The sequence below is a fragment of the Aquisalimonas sp. 2447 genome, from assembly GCF_012044895.1.
GTDB lineage: Bacteria > Pseudomonadota > Gammaproteobacteria > Nitrococcales > Aquisalimonadaceae > Aquisalimonas.
The window spans coordinates 2,691,290-2,708,491 of record NZ_CP050695.1 but is presented as its reverse complement, the minus strand read 5'-3'; the positions used below and the strand labels follow the sequence as shown (position 1 = coordinate 2,708,491).

11 protein-coding genes and 3 tRNA genes are annotated in these 17,202 nt (G+C 63.9%); all 14 read left to right on the top strand.

Annotated elements, in window-relative coordinates:
- Positions 1 to 49: 49 nt before the first annotated feature.
- On the top strand, positions 50 to 1,276 hold the full coding sequence (locus KU884_RS12805; protein ID WP_167782989.1) for an MFS transporter: 1,227 nt from the start codon (positions 50 to 52) through the stop codon (positions 1,274 to 1,276).
- A gap of 71 nt (positions 1,277 to 1,347) precedes the next feature.
- Positions 1,348 to 1,761, top strand: a complete 414-nt coding sequence (locus KU884_RS12800; protein ID WP_167782988.1) for a glutathione S-transferase N-terminal domain-containing protein — start codon at positions 1,348 to 1,350, stop codon at positions 1,759 to 1,761.
- Positions 1,762 to 1,904: 143 nt separating this feature from the next.
- The gene (locus KU884_RS12795; protein WP_217351364.1) at positions 1,905 to 3,266 is read left to right on the top strand and encodes an efflux RND transporter periplasmic adaptor subunit; all 1,362 of its coding nucleotides are present in this window, start codon (positions 1,905 to 1,907) and stop codon (positions 3,264 to 3,266) included.
- Positions 3,266 to 6,415 (top strand): efflux RND transporter permease subunit, encoded by a 3,150-nt coding sequence (locus KU884_RS12790; RefSeq protein WP_167782987.1) that lies wholly within the window; start codon positions 3,266 to 3,268, stop codon positions 6,413 to 6,415. The genes KU884_RS12795 and KU884_RS12790 overlap by 1 nt, the downstream gene beginning before the upstream one ends.
- A complete protein-coding gene (locus KU884_RS12785; protein ID WP_167782986.1) occupies positions 6,408 to 7,841 on the top strand; it encodes an efflux transporter outer membrane subunit in 1,434 nt (477 codons plus the stop codon). Before KU884_RS12790 ends, KU884_RS12785 begins: the two co-directional genes overlap by 8 nt.
- Before the next feature lie 126 nt (positions 7,842 to 7,967).
- Positions 7,968 to 8,052: transfer RNA gene (locus tag KU884_RS12780), tRNA-Leu, on the top strand.
- A gap of 115 nt (positions 8,053 to 8,167) precedes the next feature.
- On the top strand, positions 8,168 to 9,556 hold the full coding sequence (gene tig / locus KU884_RS12775; RefSeq protein WP_167782985.1) for a trigger factor: 1,389 nt from the start codon (positions 8,168 to 8,170) through the stop codon (positions 9,554 to 9,556).
- A 2-nt stretch (positions 9,557 to 9,558) separates the two neighbouring features.
- Positions 9,559 to 10,203, top strand: a complete 645-nt coding sequence (clpP, locus tag KU884_RS12770) for an ATP-dependent Clp endopeptidase proteolytic subunit ClpP (protein WP_167782984.1) — start codon at positions 9,559 to 9,561, stop codon at positions 10,201 to 10,203.
- A gap of 199 nt (positions 10,204 to 10,402) precedes the next feature.
- Positions 10,403 to 11,683, top strand: coding sequence for an ATP-dependent Clp protease ATP-binding subunit ClpX (gene clpX / locus KU884_RS12765; protein WP_167782983.1), 1,281 nt, complete (start codon positions 10,403 to 10,405; stop codon positions 11,681 to 11,683).
- A 217-nt stretch (positions 11,684 to 11,900) separates the two neighbouring features.
- Positions 11,901 to 14,351 carry an endopeptidase La gene (gene lon, locus KU884_RS12760; RefSeq protein WP_167782982.1) on the top strand — a complete coding sequence of 817 codons (2,451 nt, stop codon included), beginning with the start codon at positions 11,901 to 11,903 and terminating at the stop codon, positions 14,349 to 14,351.
- 270 nt (positions 14,352 to 14,621) lie between these two features.
- Entirely contained in the window at positions 14,622 to 14,894 is a 273-nt protein-coding gene (locus KU884_RS12755; protein WP_167782981.1) for an HU family DNA-binding protein, read from the top strand.
- A 14-nt stretch (positions 14,895 to 14,908) separates the two neighbouring features.
- Positions 14,909 to 14,984 (top strand) — tRNA-Val (locus tag KU884_RS12750).
- 18 nt (positions 14,985 to 15,002) lie between these two features.
- Positions 15,003 to 15,079, top strand: a tRNA-Asp gene (locus KU884_RS12745).
- A gap of 193 nt (positions 15,080 to 15,272) precedes the next feature.
- Positions 15,273 to 17,195 carry a SurA N-terminal domain-containing protein gene (locus tag KU884_RS12740; RefSeq protein WP_167782980.1) on the top strand — a complete coding sequence of 641 codons (1,923 nt, stop codon included), beginning with the start codon at positions 15,273 to 15,275 and terminating at the stop codon, positions 17,193 to 17,195.
- The last annotated feature ends 7 nt before the right edge of the window (positions 17,196 to 17,202 follow it).

The window sequence follows — 17,202 nt, the reverse complement described above, 5'->3', positions numbered from 1 at the left end:
ATCAGTTGCCTGTAACCCGCAAATCGCGGGCATCGCCGGGAGGCAGAGCATGCGCGCAACGCGCCTTGAGAAACTCAACGTGGGCATTCTGGTGACCACACAGACGCTGTTCATGATCGCGTCGATCACGGTCATGACCCTGAGCGGGGTAGTCGGCCAGCAGCTCAGCCCTGACCCGGGGCTAGCCACCCTGCCCATCGCGCTGATGATGATCGGCACCCTGGTCTCTACGCTCCCCGCCTCGCTCTACATGAAGCGGGTCGGGCGGCGCGCCGGGTTCATTACCGGTGTCAGTCTCGGCGGTGTCGCCGGGGGGCTGCTGAGCTTCATTGCCATCGCCCAGGGATCGTTCTGGCTGTTCTGCGCCGGCAACCTCCTGCTTGGCCTGTATCAGGGCTTTGCCATGTACTACCGCTTTGCGGCGGCTGACGTGGCAAGCCCGTCCTTTCGTAGCCGGGCCATTTCCTATGTCATGGCCGGCGGTGTCGTGGCCGCGTTCCTTGGGCCCTGGAACGCCAGTATCGTCGCGGACTGGGTTCCCGCGGTGCCCTCCGGTGGCCCGTATCTGATGATTGCGCTGCTGGCGTTGGTCGCTGTCGGCCTGCTGGCATTTCTCCGGGTACCGGCGAGCGGCGAGCCGCAGCCTGGTGACGTGCAGCGCCCCATGCGGGGCATCGCGGCGCAGCCGGCGTTCCTGGTGGCGGTCCTGGCCGGCGCCATCGGTTACGCGGTGATGATCCTGGTGATGACGGCCACGCCGCTGGCCATGCGGGAGCAGGGGTTCGAGATGTCGCATGTGGCGACCATCATGCAGTGGCATGTGCTCGGCATGTTCGCGCCCTCGTTTGTCACCGGTAGCCTCATCGGACGCTTCGGTGTCGCCCAGGTGTTGCTCGCGGGTGCGGCGCTGCTGGCGGGGGCCGCCGTGGTGGCAACCACGGGCGTGACTTTCGCTCACTTCTGGGTGGCGCTGGTGCTGCTCGGCGTCGGCTGGAATTTCCTGTTCGTCGGTGGCAGCGCCCTGTTGGCGAGCATTCACACCGAAGCGGAGCGGGGCAAGGTCCAGGGGGTGAACGATCTGATCATCTTCTCGCTGGTGGCCATCGGCTCGCTGATGGCCGGCAGGCTCCTGCACCAGTTTGGCTGGGAACTTCTGAACGTGTTCATGCTGCCGCTGGCCGCACTGGTTGTGGCCGCCATTGTCTGGCTCAAGGTACGCGAGGTGCGCTACCGCAGAGCGAAGGCCGCGTCCGCGGGCAATCCTGCGGCCGAGTAGAACAGGACCCCGCCGGCGGCTCGGTTTCATGGTAACGGACACCGGGCACTGTCTATGGCACACTCTGCGCCATGCGAATAGTGATCCGTTATTTCTTCCGTGGTGTGCGTCTGATTCTGACGCCGTTCATGTTGGCCGGCCCCCACCTGTTCAAGCCCAGGGGAATCAAGCGCGATCCCGCGGAACAGCAGGCCGTGGACCAGCAGACCCGCCAACTTGCCCTGTACCACTTTCCGGCCTGCCCGTTCTGCATCAAGGTGCGCCGGGCGATGCAGCGGCTGTCGCTGGATGTCGAACTGCGCAATGCGCAGCATCCCGGTGAACATCGTCAGATGCTGGAGCAGGAAGGGGGCCGGGTGAAAGTGCCCTGCCTGCGCATAGAAGCCGAGGACGGCTCCGTCCGCTGGCTCTACGAGTCGGACGACATCATTGCCTACCTGGATCACCGTTTCGGTGCCGGGGAGGCCGCCCAACACTCAGCATGAGGCCACTTTGAAGGCACCGTGAAACCGTGGGGCGATGGAGAAGAGACTCGTGCCGTCCCCGAGCCGATTGCGCCTTGCTGTTGGCTACGGCTACGGCTACGGGCACGGGCTGACTGTTACTGCAAGATCCCAGGAGTTGCCCCATGATCCACAGCGCGTCCCCGTTCTCCCCGTTCTGGCGCCGAGCCCTCCTGGTCACCGCACTGGCGCTGCTGATCGCCGGCTGCTCCGCGGAATCAGAGTCCGAAACCGAAGCGGAATCGGAACCCTCACCCGTCGAGGTGCCGGTGCGCGAAGTGGCGCTGGAACCCGTCTCCCTCACGCGTACCTACACCGGCAGGACCGCGGGCGCCCGGGAGGTGAACATCCGGGCGCGGGTGGACGGTGTGCTGGCTGAACGCCGCTATACCGAAGGCTCCGTGGTGGAGCCCGGAATGGAGTTGTTCCGCATTGATCCCGCGCCCTACGAAGTCCAGGTTCAGCGCGCCGAGGCTAATCTGGCGCGGGCCGAGGCGGAACAGCGCCAGGCCGAACGCGAATGGGAGCGGGTGGCAGAGCTCTACGAGGACGACGCCGCCAGTGCTCGGGAGCGCGATGAAGCGCAGTCGGAGCTGGAACTGGCCGAGGCCGGAGTCGCGCTTGCCGAAGCGGAACTCGAGGAGATGCGGATCGATCTGGAGTACACCTCGGTGGACTCGCCGCTGCACGGCGTTGCAGGAATGGAGGAATCCCCCGAGGGGACGTTGGTGGATGCAGGCGATCTGCTGACTCGGGTGACGCAGCTGGACCCCATCCACGTCCAGTTCTCCATCTCGGAGACGCACATGAATCGCTTCGGTGCTCAGATCCGGTCCGGAACCGGCGTATCGGTGGACCTGGCGTTGCGCGACGGCAGTTCCTACGATGAAACAGGCCGTATCGACTTCACGGAAGCCTCAGTTGACGAGACAACCGGGACGGTGCGCGCCCGCGCGGTTTTCGACAACCCGGGTGAGGAGTTGCTCCCGGGGCAGTTTGTGCGCCTCTCCCTGTCGGGCCTGCATGCCGGCTGGGGGTACCGGATCCCGCAGACCGCAGTGCTTGATGATCCGGACGGAGATCAAGTCTTCATCGTGGATGACGAGGACCGCATCAGCCTGCGGGCGATCGAGATCGGCCTCCAGGACGGTGACGATTTCATCGTCGCCGAGGGGCTTGAGGACGGTGAGCGCATTGTCGTGGATGGTGTTGGTGGGCTTTCCGACGGGGACCGGATCACCCCGCAGCCGTCGCCGAAAGATGACATGCCCGAGCGCCCGGTGCTCGGTGTTCTGCCCCCGGCGGAAGAGCCCCTGCCGGATGTGGATCCGGATGAAGTCGACCAGGACAACGGGGACGAGGACAACGGGGACGAGGACAACGGGGACGAGGACAACGGGGACGAGGACAACGGGGACAACGGGGACGAAGAGACCGGCGACGAAGAACCGGATGAGGGCGATGACGACGCGGACGGGGATCAGTGATGCTGCGTTTCTTCATTGATCGACCGGTCTTCGCGTCGGTCATCTCCATCCTGATCGTTCTCGCGGGGCTGGCCGCCGGTCGCATGCTGCCGGTCACCCAGTATCCGGACATCCTGCCGCCGAAGGTGATGGTTTCGGCGAGTTATCCCGGCGCCAGCGCCGAGGCAGTGGCCCAGACCGTTGCGGCGCCTCTCGAGGCCACCATCGACGGCGTCGACAACATGGCGTACATGCGCTCCGTTGCGTCTGACGACGGCGACATGGAAATCATCATTACCTTCGAGGTGGGGACCGACGCCGACCAGGCCGCGATCAATGTCAGCAATGAAGTCGAGGGTGCCATGGGGCGCCTTCCGGAAGTGGTGGTCAATAGCGGCATCAGCGTGGAGAAACGTGCCCCCTCCATGCTGCAGATGATCACCTTCTCGTCGTCCGACGGCAGTCTTGATCCTCGTTTCATCAGTGACTATGTCTGGCGCAACGTCTACGCCGAGCTTCGCCGTGCACCGGGGGTTGGCGACCAGACGTTTTTCGGTGCCCAGATCTATTCCATGCGCATCTGGTTGCATCCGGATCGCATGGCCGAATTCGACGTCACCGCAGGGGACGTACGCGCTGCCGTACAGGAGCAGAACGAACAGTACGCCGCCGGCCGTTTCGGGGCGGAACCCGCGGAGCAGCGGATCGATTTCACCTACACGGTGACAACGCCGGAGCGCATGTCGGAGGCGGACGAGTTCGAGGACATCATTCTGCGCAGCCGATCCGACGGCTCCGCCCTTCGGCTGAGTGATGTCGCCCGGGTCGAACTCGGTGCCCATCAATACGATTTCAGCGCCGAACACAATGGCCAGGAGACCGTGCCTGTCGGCCTGTACCTGGAGCCCGGCGCCAACGCCCTGGAGACTGCCCACGGGGTGCGGGAGATTCTCGAAGACCTGGAGCCACGTTTCCCGGACAGTCTTGAGTATGACATCCCGTTTGACACCACCACGTTCATTGACGCCTCCATTCAGCGAGTACTGCTGACCTTGCTGCAGGCCATCGTGCTTGTGGTCGCTGTCGTGTACCTGTTCCTGCAGACCCTGCGTGCGACAGCGGTACCCATTGTCGCGGTTCCTGTTTCCCTGATTGGCACGTTGGCGGGCATGTATTTGTTCGGGTTCTCCGCGAACATGCTCACACTCTTCGGTCTGGTCCTGGCCATCGGGATCGTGGTGGATAACGCGATCATTGTGCTGGAGAACACCGAGCGCATTATTCGCGAAAAGAACCTCTCTCCTCGTGACGCCGCCCGGGAGAGCATGGACGAGGTGGCGGCACCCATCATCGCGATGACGCTTGTAACCGTGGCGGTGTTCGTGCCGGTGGCCTTCATCGGTGGCTTCAGCGGCCAGATGTATCAGCAGTTCGCGGTGACCATCGCAGTTTCCGTAGGGATCTCCGGTGTCGTGGCCCTCACGTTGAGCCCGGCCATGTGCGCACGGCTGCTGAGCTCCAGGCCAGCGCGGCCGGCGTTTCCGTTTCGCTGGTTCAATGCGGTGTTCGATCAGTTGACCCGCGCCTACGTCACCGGAGTGGGCGTCCTGCTGCGCCACTGGGTGGTGGGGCTGATGCTGTTCGCCGTGCTGCTCGGTGCCATCGCCGGTCTGTTTCGCGTGGTTCCAGGCGGGTTGGTCCCGGCGGAGGATCAGGGGTACGTGTTTGCTTCGGCGCAATTGCCGGCGGCTGCGTCCCTGCAGCGCACCCGGGATGTCATGGACCGTTTGGGACAGGCCGCAGGGGACTACGACGACGTCGCCGACGTGGTCAGTTTCTCGGGCATGGATTTGCTGTCGGATGGCATGAAGACTTACGCGGGCCATGCCTACGTCACGCTGAACCCGTGGTCCGAGCGCAGGGATGAAGCCAGCAGCAGCGATGCGGTCATTCGCCGACTGACGGCGGATGGTGAGCGTATCCCCGAAGCGGACATTCTTGCGTTCAATCCGCCACCGATCACTGGTATCTCCACCACCGGCGGTTTCCAGGCCTATCTGCAGACGCGGGTCGGCGATGATACCGAGACACTCCTGGCGCGGGCCGAAGAGGTCATCGAAGCGGCGCGGGCGCGGCCGGAATTGAGCAGTGTGCGCACGGCGCTGACCAATTCCGTGCCTCGCTACCAGGCGGATGTCGACCGGGAGCAGGCCTTTGCCGCCGATGTGGCGCTGAGTGAAGTGTTCGACGCCATGCAGAGCACCTTCGGCTCGGTCTATCTCAATGATTTCAATCTCTTCGGTCGCGTGATGCGTGTGCACATGCAGGCGGAGGCGGAGTTCCGGCAGCGGCCAGAGGACCTTGACAAGGTCTATGTGCGCTCGGACGAGGGTGTTCTGGTGCCCTTGTCGACACTTGTGTCCGTGCAGCGCACCGAGGGCCCCGACGAGGTGGAACGATTCAACGTGTTTCCGGCCGCCCGCCTGATGGGCGAGCCCGCGGAGGGTTATAGTTCCGGTGATGCCATCCGGGCCATGGAGGAGGTCGTCGACCAGGTGCTCTCCGACGACTATCTCCTGGGCTGGACCGGTGCCGAGTACCAGGAACGCCAGGCGGCCGGGGCCTCCGTGCTGGCGTTCGTCCTCGGGGTGGTGTTCGTGATCCTGATCCTGGCGGCGCAGTACGAACGCTGGAGCCTGCCCCTGGCGGTGCTGATGGCCGTGCCGTTCGCCGTGTTCGGCGCCCTGGTGGCCATCTGGCTCACGGGCAGGGAGAACGGGATCTATTTCCAGATCGGGTTGCTGGTGCTCATCTCCCTGGCGGCCAAGAACGCCATCCTCATCGTCGAGTTCGCACTGAACAAGCGCCGTGCCGGCATGACGCCTTTCGAGGCAGCCATGGAAGCGGCCCGGTTGCGCTTCCGGCCGGTCATGATGACCGCCATGTCCTTTATCCTCGGGGCCGTGCCCCTGGCCCTGGCCGGTGGCGCGGGGGCGAACAGCCAGCAGGCAATCGGCATTGGCATCATCGGTGGCATGCTCAGCGCCACCTTCCTGGCCCTGTTGTTCGTGCCCATGTTCTATTACGTCATAACCACCGCCACGGAGCGTTTGCGTGGGGTTTCGGATGTTGCCGGGCAGCCCGGAGAGGAAGCGAGGACCAATGCGTAACTGGTGTGGTGCGGCCCTGATGGTGGCCTTGCTGGGCGGGTGTACGGTGGGGCCGGATTACGAGCAGCCGGACCTTGATCTGCCCGCCGAATGGCCGGAAGAGGTCGCCGAGCGCATGGGTCCGGACTACGATGATGTCGCGTTCTGGTGGGAACTCTACGAGGATCCCATTCTCGAGCGGCTGGTGCGCGAGGCACTGGAGAACAACCTGGAGGTTGGTGTGGCCGCGGCGCGGGTGGCCCAGGCCCGGGCCGTGCTGGGGTTTCGACGCGCTGAACAGTATCCGACGCTGGACGGTCTGGTGGAAGCCGAGCGAGAGGATCCCGGCCTGACCGGGGGAGGAATCGATTCCGAGTTCACCGTGGCGGGCGTGCTCAGCTACGAACTGGATCTCTGGGGGCGTCTGTCCCGGGCCGAGGAAGCGGCTCGGGCCCAACTGCTGGGAACCGCCTACAGCCGCGATGCCGTGCGGCTGGCCGTGATCAGCGATGTGGCGAGCACTTACTTCGACTATCGCGCCATCAAGGAACAGATCGACACCACCGAGAACACCATCGGGTCCCTGATCGAGGCGCTGGAGCTCGAGCGTTCGCGACGGGACAGTGGCGCCTCCACGGAACTGGCTGTGCGCCAGGCCGAGGCGGAGCTGGAGACCAGTCGTGCCGGCCTGCCGGGCCTGCGCGCCGAAGCGGAGCAGCGGCGTCGCGCTCTCGCCGTGCTGGTCGGGGATACGGCGGCCGTCCTCAGTGGCCTGGATGATCTGGGTGATCACGGTCTTCCCGATCTCCCTGATGCAGCCACCGAGCTGCCGCAGACCCTCCCCTCGGAGATGCTGGTCCGCCGGCCGGACGTGCGGGCCGCGGAGTCCTTCCTGGTGGCCGCCAATGCAGATATCGGCGCCACCCGCGCCGAGTGGCTGCCCAGCGTCAACCTGGCCGGGATCTTTGGCACCGCAGCAACCACGCCCGGGGATTTGTTCACCAGTGGCTCCACGCTGTGGGAGGTGATCGGCACCGCCACCGTGCCGATACTGGACTTCGGGCGCCGCCAGGCCCAGGTGGAAGAAGTCGAGGAGGCGCGGGAGATTGCCGAGCTGCAGTATCGTTCCACCATCCAGGAAGCGTTCCGGGAGGTGGGCGATGCCTGGACCTTGATGAACGCTGCCGATGAGCGCATGACCGTGCGGGAGCGCGAGGTGGCTGCACGCATCGAGGTCGCGCAGCTGGCGGAACGGCGCTATCTGGGCGGATACGTCCCGTATCTGGAGGTGCTCGACGCGCGGCGCTCGCTGTTCGATGCGCGATTGACCATGACCGAGGCGGCGCGCGACCGCCTGGTGGCCACTGCGACGCTCTACCGCGCCCTGGGCGGGGGCTGGGACCCGGATGCCGTGGCGGCCGGGTGGGGCGAGGTGGACGCCGACTAAGCCGGGGTCGGCGCGACGAGTGGTGCTGGTGTGGTATCCTCCCGCCTGCCTTGCGTTTTACCCGTTGCGGGCTGGATAATCTGCGCCCTTAGCAGGGTGCTGCAGCCGGTCAGGCGCGGAATCGCAGCGAGTGTGGCGGAATTGGTAGACGCGGCGGCTTTAGGTGCCGTTGGGGCAACCCGTGCAGGTTCAAGTCCTGCCACTCGCACCAGAACATGCTCCGCCGACAAGCCCGGCGGGGCGCCGGACACCGTCGCGGGCGCGCAGCCCGGCGGCGGTGTCATTGTTTGAACAACGTTCAGCCTTGTGGAACTGAGGTGGCTTTAATGCAGGTAACAGTGGAAACGGGCGAAGGCCTGGAACGCAAGATCAAGGTCCAGGTGCCGGCGCAGCGGGTGGACGACGAGGTCCAGAAACGCCTGAAAGATATGGCCGGACGGGTACGCCTGGACGGTTTCCGGCCCGGTAAGGTGCCGATGAAAGTGGTTCAGCAGCGTTTCGGCGGCCAGGTGCGCGAAGAAGTCATGAACGAAGTTGTTCAGCAGACCTACGGCGAGGCGCTGCAGCAGGAAGAGCTGCGGCCCGCCGGCGCGCCCAGCGTGAATCTCACTCAGGGCATGACCGGGGGAGACGTCGAGTTCGAGGCGAGCTTCGAGATCATGCCGGAGTTCGAGGTGGCCGATGTCAGCACCATCGCAGTGGAGCGCCCCACCGCCGAGGTTACCGACGCCGACATCGACAAGGTCCTCGAGGATCTGCGTAAGCAGCGTGCCACATACAACGAAGCCGACAAGGCGGCGGAAGAGGGTGACCAGGTGGTCATCGACTTCCGCGGCACCGTCGACGGCGAAGAGTTCGAGGGTAACCAGGGGCAGGACACGCCGGTGACCATCGGTCAGAACCAGATGCCCCCGGAGTTCGAGGAGGGCCTCAAGGGGCTGCGCGCCGGTGAGACCAAGAACGTCGAGTATGCGTTCCCCGAGAACTTTCCCACCGAGTCCATCGCCGGCAGGACCGCCGTGTTCGAGACCACGGTCAAGAGCGTCAACGTGCCGGAATACCCCGAGCTGGATGACGCGCTGGCGGAAGCCGTGGGTATCCAGGAAGGCGGCATGGAAGAACTGCGCAACCTGATTCGCCAGAATCTGGAGCGGGAGATCGAGCGCGCGCAGAAGGCCAAGCTCAAGGAGCAGGTCACCGAAGCGCTGGCCAAGACCAATGACATCGAGCTGCCCAAGGCCCTGGTGGACGGCGAGGTCGAAGCGCTGCAGCAGCAGATGAAGCAGCGCCTGCAGCAGCAGATGGGCGATCAGGCCGACAGCATGGATCTGCCCGCTGAGCTGTTCGAAGATCAGGCGCGCCGGCGTGTGACCCTGGGTCTGGTGATGAACAAGCTCATTGCCGACAACGGCATCCAGGTGGATCAGGAGCGCGTGCGCGCCCAGTTGCAGGAAATGGCGGCGGGGCACCACAACCCGCAGGAGCTGATCCAGCAGTACGTCCAGAACCGGGAAGCGATGCAGAGCCTCGAGGTCAACGTGCTCGAGGATCAGGTCATCGACTGGATCGTGGAGCAGGCCAAGGTCACCGATACGCCCACGGACCTGGAAACCCTGCTGAACCCCCAGCAGGCGCAGGCGGAAGAGGGCGGTGACGAGGCTGCCCCCGAAGCCGGCGGCGACGAACCCACCGACGACGCCAAGAAAGAGGGCTGAACATGGCCGCAGACGATACGCCGATGAACCCGTCCGAGATCCAGGCCAACCTGGTGCCCATGGTGGTGGAACAGACCTCCCGGGGCGAGCGTGCCTACGATATCTTCTCGCGACTGCTGAAGGAGCGGGTGGTCTTTCTCATTGGCCCGGTGGAAGACCACATGGCGAATCTGATTGTTGCCCAGCTGCTGTTCCTGGAGTCCGAGAACCCGGACAAGGACATCCACATCTACATCAACTCGCCGGGGGGTTCTGTCACCGCGGGTCTGTCCATCTACGACACCATGCAGTTCATCAAGCCGGATGTCTCCACCATGTGCGTGGGGCAGGCGGCGAGCATGGGTGCGCTGCTTCTGGCGGGTGGTGCGCCCGGCAAGCGCTTCACGCTGCCGAATTCGCGCATGATGATCCATCAGCCCCTGGGCGGTTATCAGGGGCAGGCGACGGACATCGACATCCACGCCCGCGAGATCCTGAGCATCCGCGATCGCCTGAACAGCATTCTCGCCCACCACACCGGCCAGCCCATCGAACGTGTGCAGGAAGACACCGAGCGGGACAACTTCATGTCGCCGGAGAAGGCGCAGGAGTACGGGCTGGTGGACGAGGTTCTCAGGGACCGCGCCGGCCTCCCTGCAGGCAAGTGATCCATTGCCGGGCGTTCCGGTTTACGGACGCCCGGCCCCTCTCGAACGACCTTTCATGTTGCCGTGAATGGGCTGGAATGCGGCGCCGTTCGCGGTTTCCTCTCTTGCGTGCCTCCGGAAAAGCAGGCATGGTTTTAAGTGATGGCAAAGGCCCGACCGGGCCGGCCATGCAAGTCCTGGAATCAACCGAGGATCGGTCATGAGCGACAGAGACAAGACGCGTGGCGATGACGGCGGCAAGCTCCTGTATTGCTCTTTCTGCGGGAAGAGCCAGCACGAGGTGCGCAAGCTGATCGCCGGTCCCTCCGTATTCGTCTGTGACGAATGTGTCGAGCTCTGCAACGACATTATTCGCGAGGAGATGCAGGAGAAGAGCGCCTCCGGCGACTCCAAGCTGCCCAAGCCTCACGAAATTGCCGAAGTGCTGGACGAGTATGTCATCGGCCAGGATCTGGCCAAGCGAGTCCTGTCGGTTGCGGTGTACAACCACTACAAGCGGCTGGAAGCGGTCCAGGGCAAGAAGGACGAAGTAGAGCTGACCAAGAGCAACATCCTGATGATCGGTCCCACCGGCTCGGGCAAGACTCTGCTGGCGGAAACGCTGGCGCGGCTGCTGGATGTGCCTTTCACCATCGCCGATGCCACCACCCTCACCGAGGCCGGCTATGTCGGCGAGGACGTGGAAAACATCATCCAGAAGCTACTGCAGAAGTGTGACTACGACGTCGAAAAGGCCCAGACCGGCATTGTCTATATCGACGAGATCGACAAGATCTCCCGCAAGGCGGATAACCCCTCGATTACCCGGGATGTCTCGGGCGAAGGCGTGCAGCAGGCGCTGTTGAAGCTCATCGAGGGAACCACCGCATCGGTGCCGCCCCAGGGCGGGCGCAAGCACCCGCAGCAGGAGTTTCTGCAGGTGCACACCGGGGGCATCCTGTTCATTGTCGGCGGTGCCTTTGCCGGCCTGGACAAACTCATCCGGGACCGTTCCGAGAGCGGTGGCATCGGCTTCTCCGCGGAGATCAAGGCCGAGAGCGAGCGCAAGAGCATGGGCGAGACCCTCCACGATGTGGAGCCGCAGGATCTGATCAAGTACGGCCTCATTCCCGAGTTCGTGGGGCGTCTGCCCGTGATCGCGACGCTGGACGAGCTCGATGAGGACGCCCTGATCGAGATCCTCAGCGCGCCCAAGAACGCCGTCACCAAGCAGTACCAGAAGCTTTTCGAGATGGAGGGCGTGGAGCTGGAATTCCGTGAGGAGGCGCTGCGCGCCGTGGCCCGTAAGGCCATGGATCGTGGCACCGGCGCCCGCGGCCTGCGGACCATCATCGAGAACGTGCTGCTGGACACCATGTATGACATTCCCTCGCTGGAGGGGGTCAGCAAGGTGGTCGTGGACGACGCGGTCATTCGCGGTGAGACCAAGCCCTATCTCATCTACGAGGCACCGGAGCAGTCGCGCGCTGCATCGGACTGACCGTGCGCCGGCGGCGGGCAGGAGCCCGTCGCCGGCTCGCTGCTCCCTCCGGCCCCGTTTCGCGGGCCTCTTTGCCACCGCCGCCAGGAAATGGCGCGGTTGTGACGACGTGCATTGAATCCCCGCCTTATCGACCGCATATTACTAGCAAGTCAGTTCAAGACGGGCGGCCGAGGCGGCCGACCGTTCCATACAGTGCAAGCGAGGTTGACCTTACATGACCCGCAGTGACGAGAACTCCGAAGTCGTCAAGGAATCCCTCAATGCCGCGCCGGTGCTGCCGTTGCGCGACGTGGTGGTCTATCCCCACATGGTGATTCCCTTGTTCGTGGGGCGGGACAAGTCCATCAAGGCCCTGGAAGCGGCCATGGAAGAGGACAAGCGTATCTTCCTGGTGGCCCAGAAGAGTGCCGAGGTGGACGAGCCGGCAGCCTCGGACCTGTACGACCAGGGCACGGTGGCCACCATCCTGCAGATGCTCAAGCTCCCCGACGGCACCGTGAAGGTGCTCGTGGAAGGGCTGCACCGTGCCCGCGTTGTCAGCGTCCACGGCGAAGGCGAGTATTTCACCGCCCAGGCGTCGGTGCCGGAGCAGAAAGACTACTCCGACGACCGGGAAGTGGACGTGCTGGCCCGCTCGGTGGTGAGTCAGTTCGATCAGTACGTGAAGCTGAACAAGAAAGTGCCGCCGGAGATCCTCTCCTCCCTGCAGGGAATCGAGGATCCGGGCCGGCTGGCCGATACCGTTGCGGCCCACATGGCGCTGAAGGTGGAAGGCAAGCAGCAGATCCTCGAAATCGAGGACGTCCGTGAGCGCCTTGAGCACCTCCTCGGGCTCATCGAGGGCGAGATCGACGTGCTGCAGATCGAGAAGCGGATCCGCGGCCGCGTGAAGCAGCAGATGGAGAAGAGCCAGCGGGAGTACTACCTCAACGAGCAGGCCAAGGCCATCCAGAAGGAACTGGGCGAGCTGGAAGATGCGCCCAACGACACCGACGATCTCGAGCAGAAGATCGACGACTCGGGCATGCCCAAGGAGGTCATGAGCAAGGCCAAGGCTGAGCTCAACAAGCTGCGCATGATGCAGCCCATGTCCGCCGAGGCCACCGTGGTGCGGAACTACGTCGAGTGGCTGGTCTCCGTGCCGTGGAAAAAGCGCACCCGCGTCAAACACGACCTGGACAAGGCGCAGGGCGTGCTGGATGCTGACCATTACGGCCTGGAGAAGGTCAAGGAGCGTATCCTTGAGTACCTGGCCGTGCAGAAGCGGGTGAAAAAGCTCAAGGGACCGATCCTGTGCCTGGTGGGCCCTCCGGGCGTCGGCAAGACCTCCCTGGGGCAGTCCATCGCCCGGGCCACCAACCGCAAGTTCGTGCGCATGTCCCTGGGCGGCGTGCGTGACGAGGCGGAGATCCGTGGCCACCGGCGGACGTACATCGGCTCCCTGCCGGGCAAGATCGTGCAGAACCTCTCCAAGGCCGGAACGCGCAATCCGCTGTTCCTGCTGGACGAAGTGGACAAGATGGCCATGGATTTCCGTGGCGATCCCGCGTCTGCCCTGCTGGAGGTGCTGGATCCGGAGCAGAACAGCACATTCCAGGATCACTACCTGGAAGTGGATGTCGACCTGTCCGAGGTCCTGTTCATCTGCACGGCCAACACCATGAACATCCCGGCGCCGCTGCTGGACCGTATGGAGGTGATCCGTCTCGCGGGTTACACCGAGCACGAGAAGGTCAATATCGTGCAGCGGTACCTGCTGCCCAAGCAGATGAAGGCCAACGGGCTCAAGGACGGTGAGCTGGAGATCAGCGAAAACGCCCTGCGTGACATCGTGCGGCACTACACCCGTGAGGCGGGGGTGCGCAACCTGGAGCGCGAGGTCGCCAAGATCTGCCGCAAGGTGGTCAAGGAGCTGGTGCAGAAGCCGCGGAACAACAAGCTGGTCGTGAGCACCCAGAACCTGGACAAGTATCTGGGCGTGCGGCGCTACCGCTACGGCGTGGCCGAGGAGAAGGATCAGGTGGGGCACGTCACCGGCCTGGCCTGGACCGAAGTGGGCGGCGAGCTGCTGAACATCGAATCCGCCATTGTTCCGGGCAAGGGCAAGATGACCCCCACCGGTCAACTGGGCGAGGTCATGAAGGAGTCCATCCAGGCGGCCATGACCGTGGTACGCAGTCGGGCGGCGATGCTGGGGATCCAGCCGGACTTCCACCAGAACCATGACGTGCACATCCATGTTCCGGAAGGGGCCATTCCCAAGGACGGCCCCAGCGCCGGAATCGGCATGTGCACCGCTCTGGTGTCGGCGCTCACGGATATCCCGGTGAAGTCCTCAGTGGCCATGACCGGTGAGATTACCCTGCGGGGTGAGGTGCTCCCCATCGGCGGCCTCAAGGAGAAGCTGCTGGCGGCGCACAGGGGTGGTATCAGCACCGTGGTCATCCCCGAGGAGAACCGCAAGGATCTCCAGGAGATTCCCAAGGGCGTCATCGGCAAGCTGGACGTGCGTCCGGTGCGTTGGATCGACGAAGTCCTGGAGCTTGCCCTGGTTCGCACGCCGCAACCTCTACCGGAAGAAGAGGTCGGCGGAGAAGGAGTGGAGGAGCCCACCAAGAAGCGTTCCCGTAGTAAGAAAAAGGAGGGGGATGTCAGGGCGCATTGACACCCTGAACCACCCATTGCTATAACGCCGATAAGCCGGTCTCCGTGCGCTTGCGTACGGGGCCGGCTTTTCCTTGGGCTGGCGGTGTCTTCGGGGGGTCTGGACACTGACCTGCACAGATGCGATAAAGTGTCAGCCCGTAAAGGCCGTATGGGGCCTGTCGAGAAGCAGACCGAGCCTGTCCGCGGACAGGCCAAGCTAGTACAGTGATGCGTGTCCGGAAATGGAAGCGAAGTTGTCCACGCAGAACAACACCAAGGGGAATACAGGATGAATAAGTCGGAACTTATTGAAGCGGTCGCCCAGAACGCCGATCTATCCAAGGCCTCCGCGGCGCGTGCCGTTGACGCCATGGTTGATGCAGTGACCAACGCCCTCAAGGAAAACGACTCCGTGAGCCTGGTCGGCTTCGGAACCTTCTCCGTGCGCGAGCGTGCTGCACGCTCCGGGCGCAACCCGCGGACCGGCGCCACCATCAACATTCCGGCCACCAAGGTGCCGAGCTTCAAGGCTGGCAAAGCCCTGAAGGATGCTGTAAACTAGTGCCTTCGTTTTTGGGGTGGTTAGCTCAGCTGGTAGAGCGTCGCCCTTACAAGGCGAATGTCGGGGGTTCGATCCCCTCACCACCCACCAAGTGGTGCAGTAAAATCCGGAGCGGTAGTTCAGTTGGTTAGAATGCCGGCCTGTCACGCCGGAGGTCGCGGGTTCGAGTCCCGTCCGCTCCGCCATATTCGGTACGAAAGGCGCCTTCGGGGCGCCTTTCGTGTTACAGGGGTCGGGAAAAGTGACAAGGGAGGTGCAGACGCCCCCGGGCCCGGGAACCTGCCGGGCATTCACTTGTCTTTACACCTGCCAAGATGTGCCTGCGAGCCGCGCTGAAGGAAATTCGCGCGCGCCGTCACCAAGAGGATCGGTTGCAACATGCTGCAGGATATTCGAGATGGAGCCTCCCGCTGGATTGTCTGGACCGTCATCGTCCTGATCGCCGCGGCTTTTGCCACGTTCGGCTTGTCCCAGTACATGGGGCCGAGCGGTCAGCCGCGCGCAGTGGCAACGGTGAACGGCCAGGAGATCAGCCGGAATCAGGCGGGTCAGGCCTATCGTAACCAGCGCCAGCAGGTCGAGCAGATGTATGGCGGTGATCTGGAGATTACCGACGAGATTGATCAGGAGATTCGCCGGGATGCCCTGCAGCAGTTGATTGATCGCCGTTTGCTGGCGGATTACCTGGACGATCGGAACATGACCCTCAGTGATCAGGATCTGGCTGCGGTCATCCGGTCCCAGGAAATGTTCCATGAAGGCGGTCGCTTCTCCGCGGAGCGGTACCGCCAGATCCTCCAGTCAAACCAGATGACCACTGATCAGTACGAGCAGCAAGTGCGTCGTCAGGCCCTGGCGCAGCAGGTGCGCTCGTCGCTGAGCGAGACCGGCCTGGTGACGGCCCGGGAGGTCGATGATTTGCTGCGGCTGGAGTACCAGGAGCGCGACGTCGCCTGGGTGAGGATTGCCGCCGATGGCTGGCAGGACGATGTCACTGTCAGCGATGACGAAATCGACGCCTATTACGAAGACAATCGCAGTGAGTTCGTCACGCCTGAGCGTGTACGTTTGGCGTATGTGGAGCTCAACCGCGAGGACCTGCTAGAGCAGGTAGACGTCTCCGATGACGACATCGAAGCGCGTTACGAGCAGGTCAAGGAGGAGCGCTACGCTGAGACCGGACGGGTCGAGGCGCGGCATATCCTCATTCGGGTGGATGAAGACGCTGATCCCGACACGGTTGCTGACGCCGAGGAGCGTATTCAGACCCTCGCTGAGCGCCTGCGCGACGGCGAGTCCTTCGCCGAACTGGCCGAGGAATACTCCGAGGACCCTGGGTCGGCACGTCGCGGTGGTGATCTCGGTGAGGTCCAGCGCGGTGATATGGTGGAGGAGTTCGAGGACGCCCTGTTCGCACTGGATGAGAATGAAGTATCAGAGCCCGTGCGCTCGCCGTTCGGCTTCCACCTGATCCAGGCCACCACCATGGAGCGTGGTGAAGCAACTCCGTTGGAGGACGTGCGCGATGAAATCCGGCGTGAACTCGCCGAGGAGCGCATCTCCACGGCCTATTTCGACGAGATCAATCGCCTGGACGACCTGGCCTACGATATGCCGGACAGCCTGGAAGGGCCGGCGGAAGAAATGGGGCTGGAGGTTCGTGAGAGCGACTGGCTTACCCGCGAAGGCGCCGACGAGGGTATAGGTGCCGTGCGCGAGGTGGTGGACGCCGCGTTTGACCCGGAAGTGCTCGAAGATGGCATGAACAGCCGCGTGATCGAAATCGACGACGACCGTGCTGTCGTGGTCCGTGTCGCCGAGCATGAACCCCAGGCGCAGCTGGAACTGGACGAGGTGCGGGACGATATCACGGAGCGGCTGCGCGCGCGGAAGGCCGGCGAGGCTGCCGAATCCTTTGCTCAGGACCTCATGGGCCGGGTTCGCGACGGCGATGACCCCGAGTCTTTGGCGGACGAGGATGAACGGCTCGGCTACCAGTCTGTCGGCTGGATCACCCGCCAGGAGGGTGAGGCTCCGTGGCCGGTCCTGAACGAGGTGTTCCGGATGAGTCGCCCTGACGGTGATCGCCCTGAAGTGGGAGTGATTTCGGCGGCAGGGGATCGGGTGGTGCTCATCCTGCGCGGTGTGCGCGATGGTGATCCAGATGCGGTGGACGCAGAAGAGCGTCGGGAGCTGGCCGATCGCCTGCGTGACGCGTACGGCCAGGAAGCGGTGCAGCAGTTCCTCGCGCAGCTGCGTGCCGACGCGGACGTGGAGATCCACGACGAGGACTACCGGTAGAGGGTAG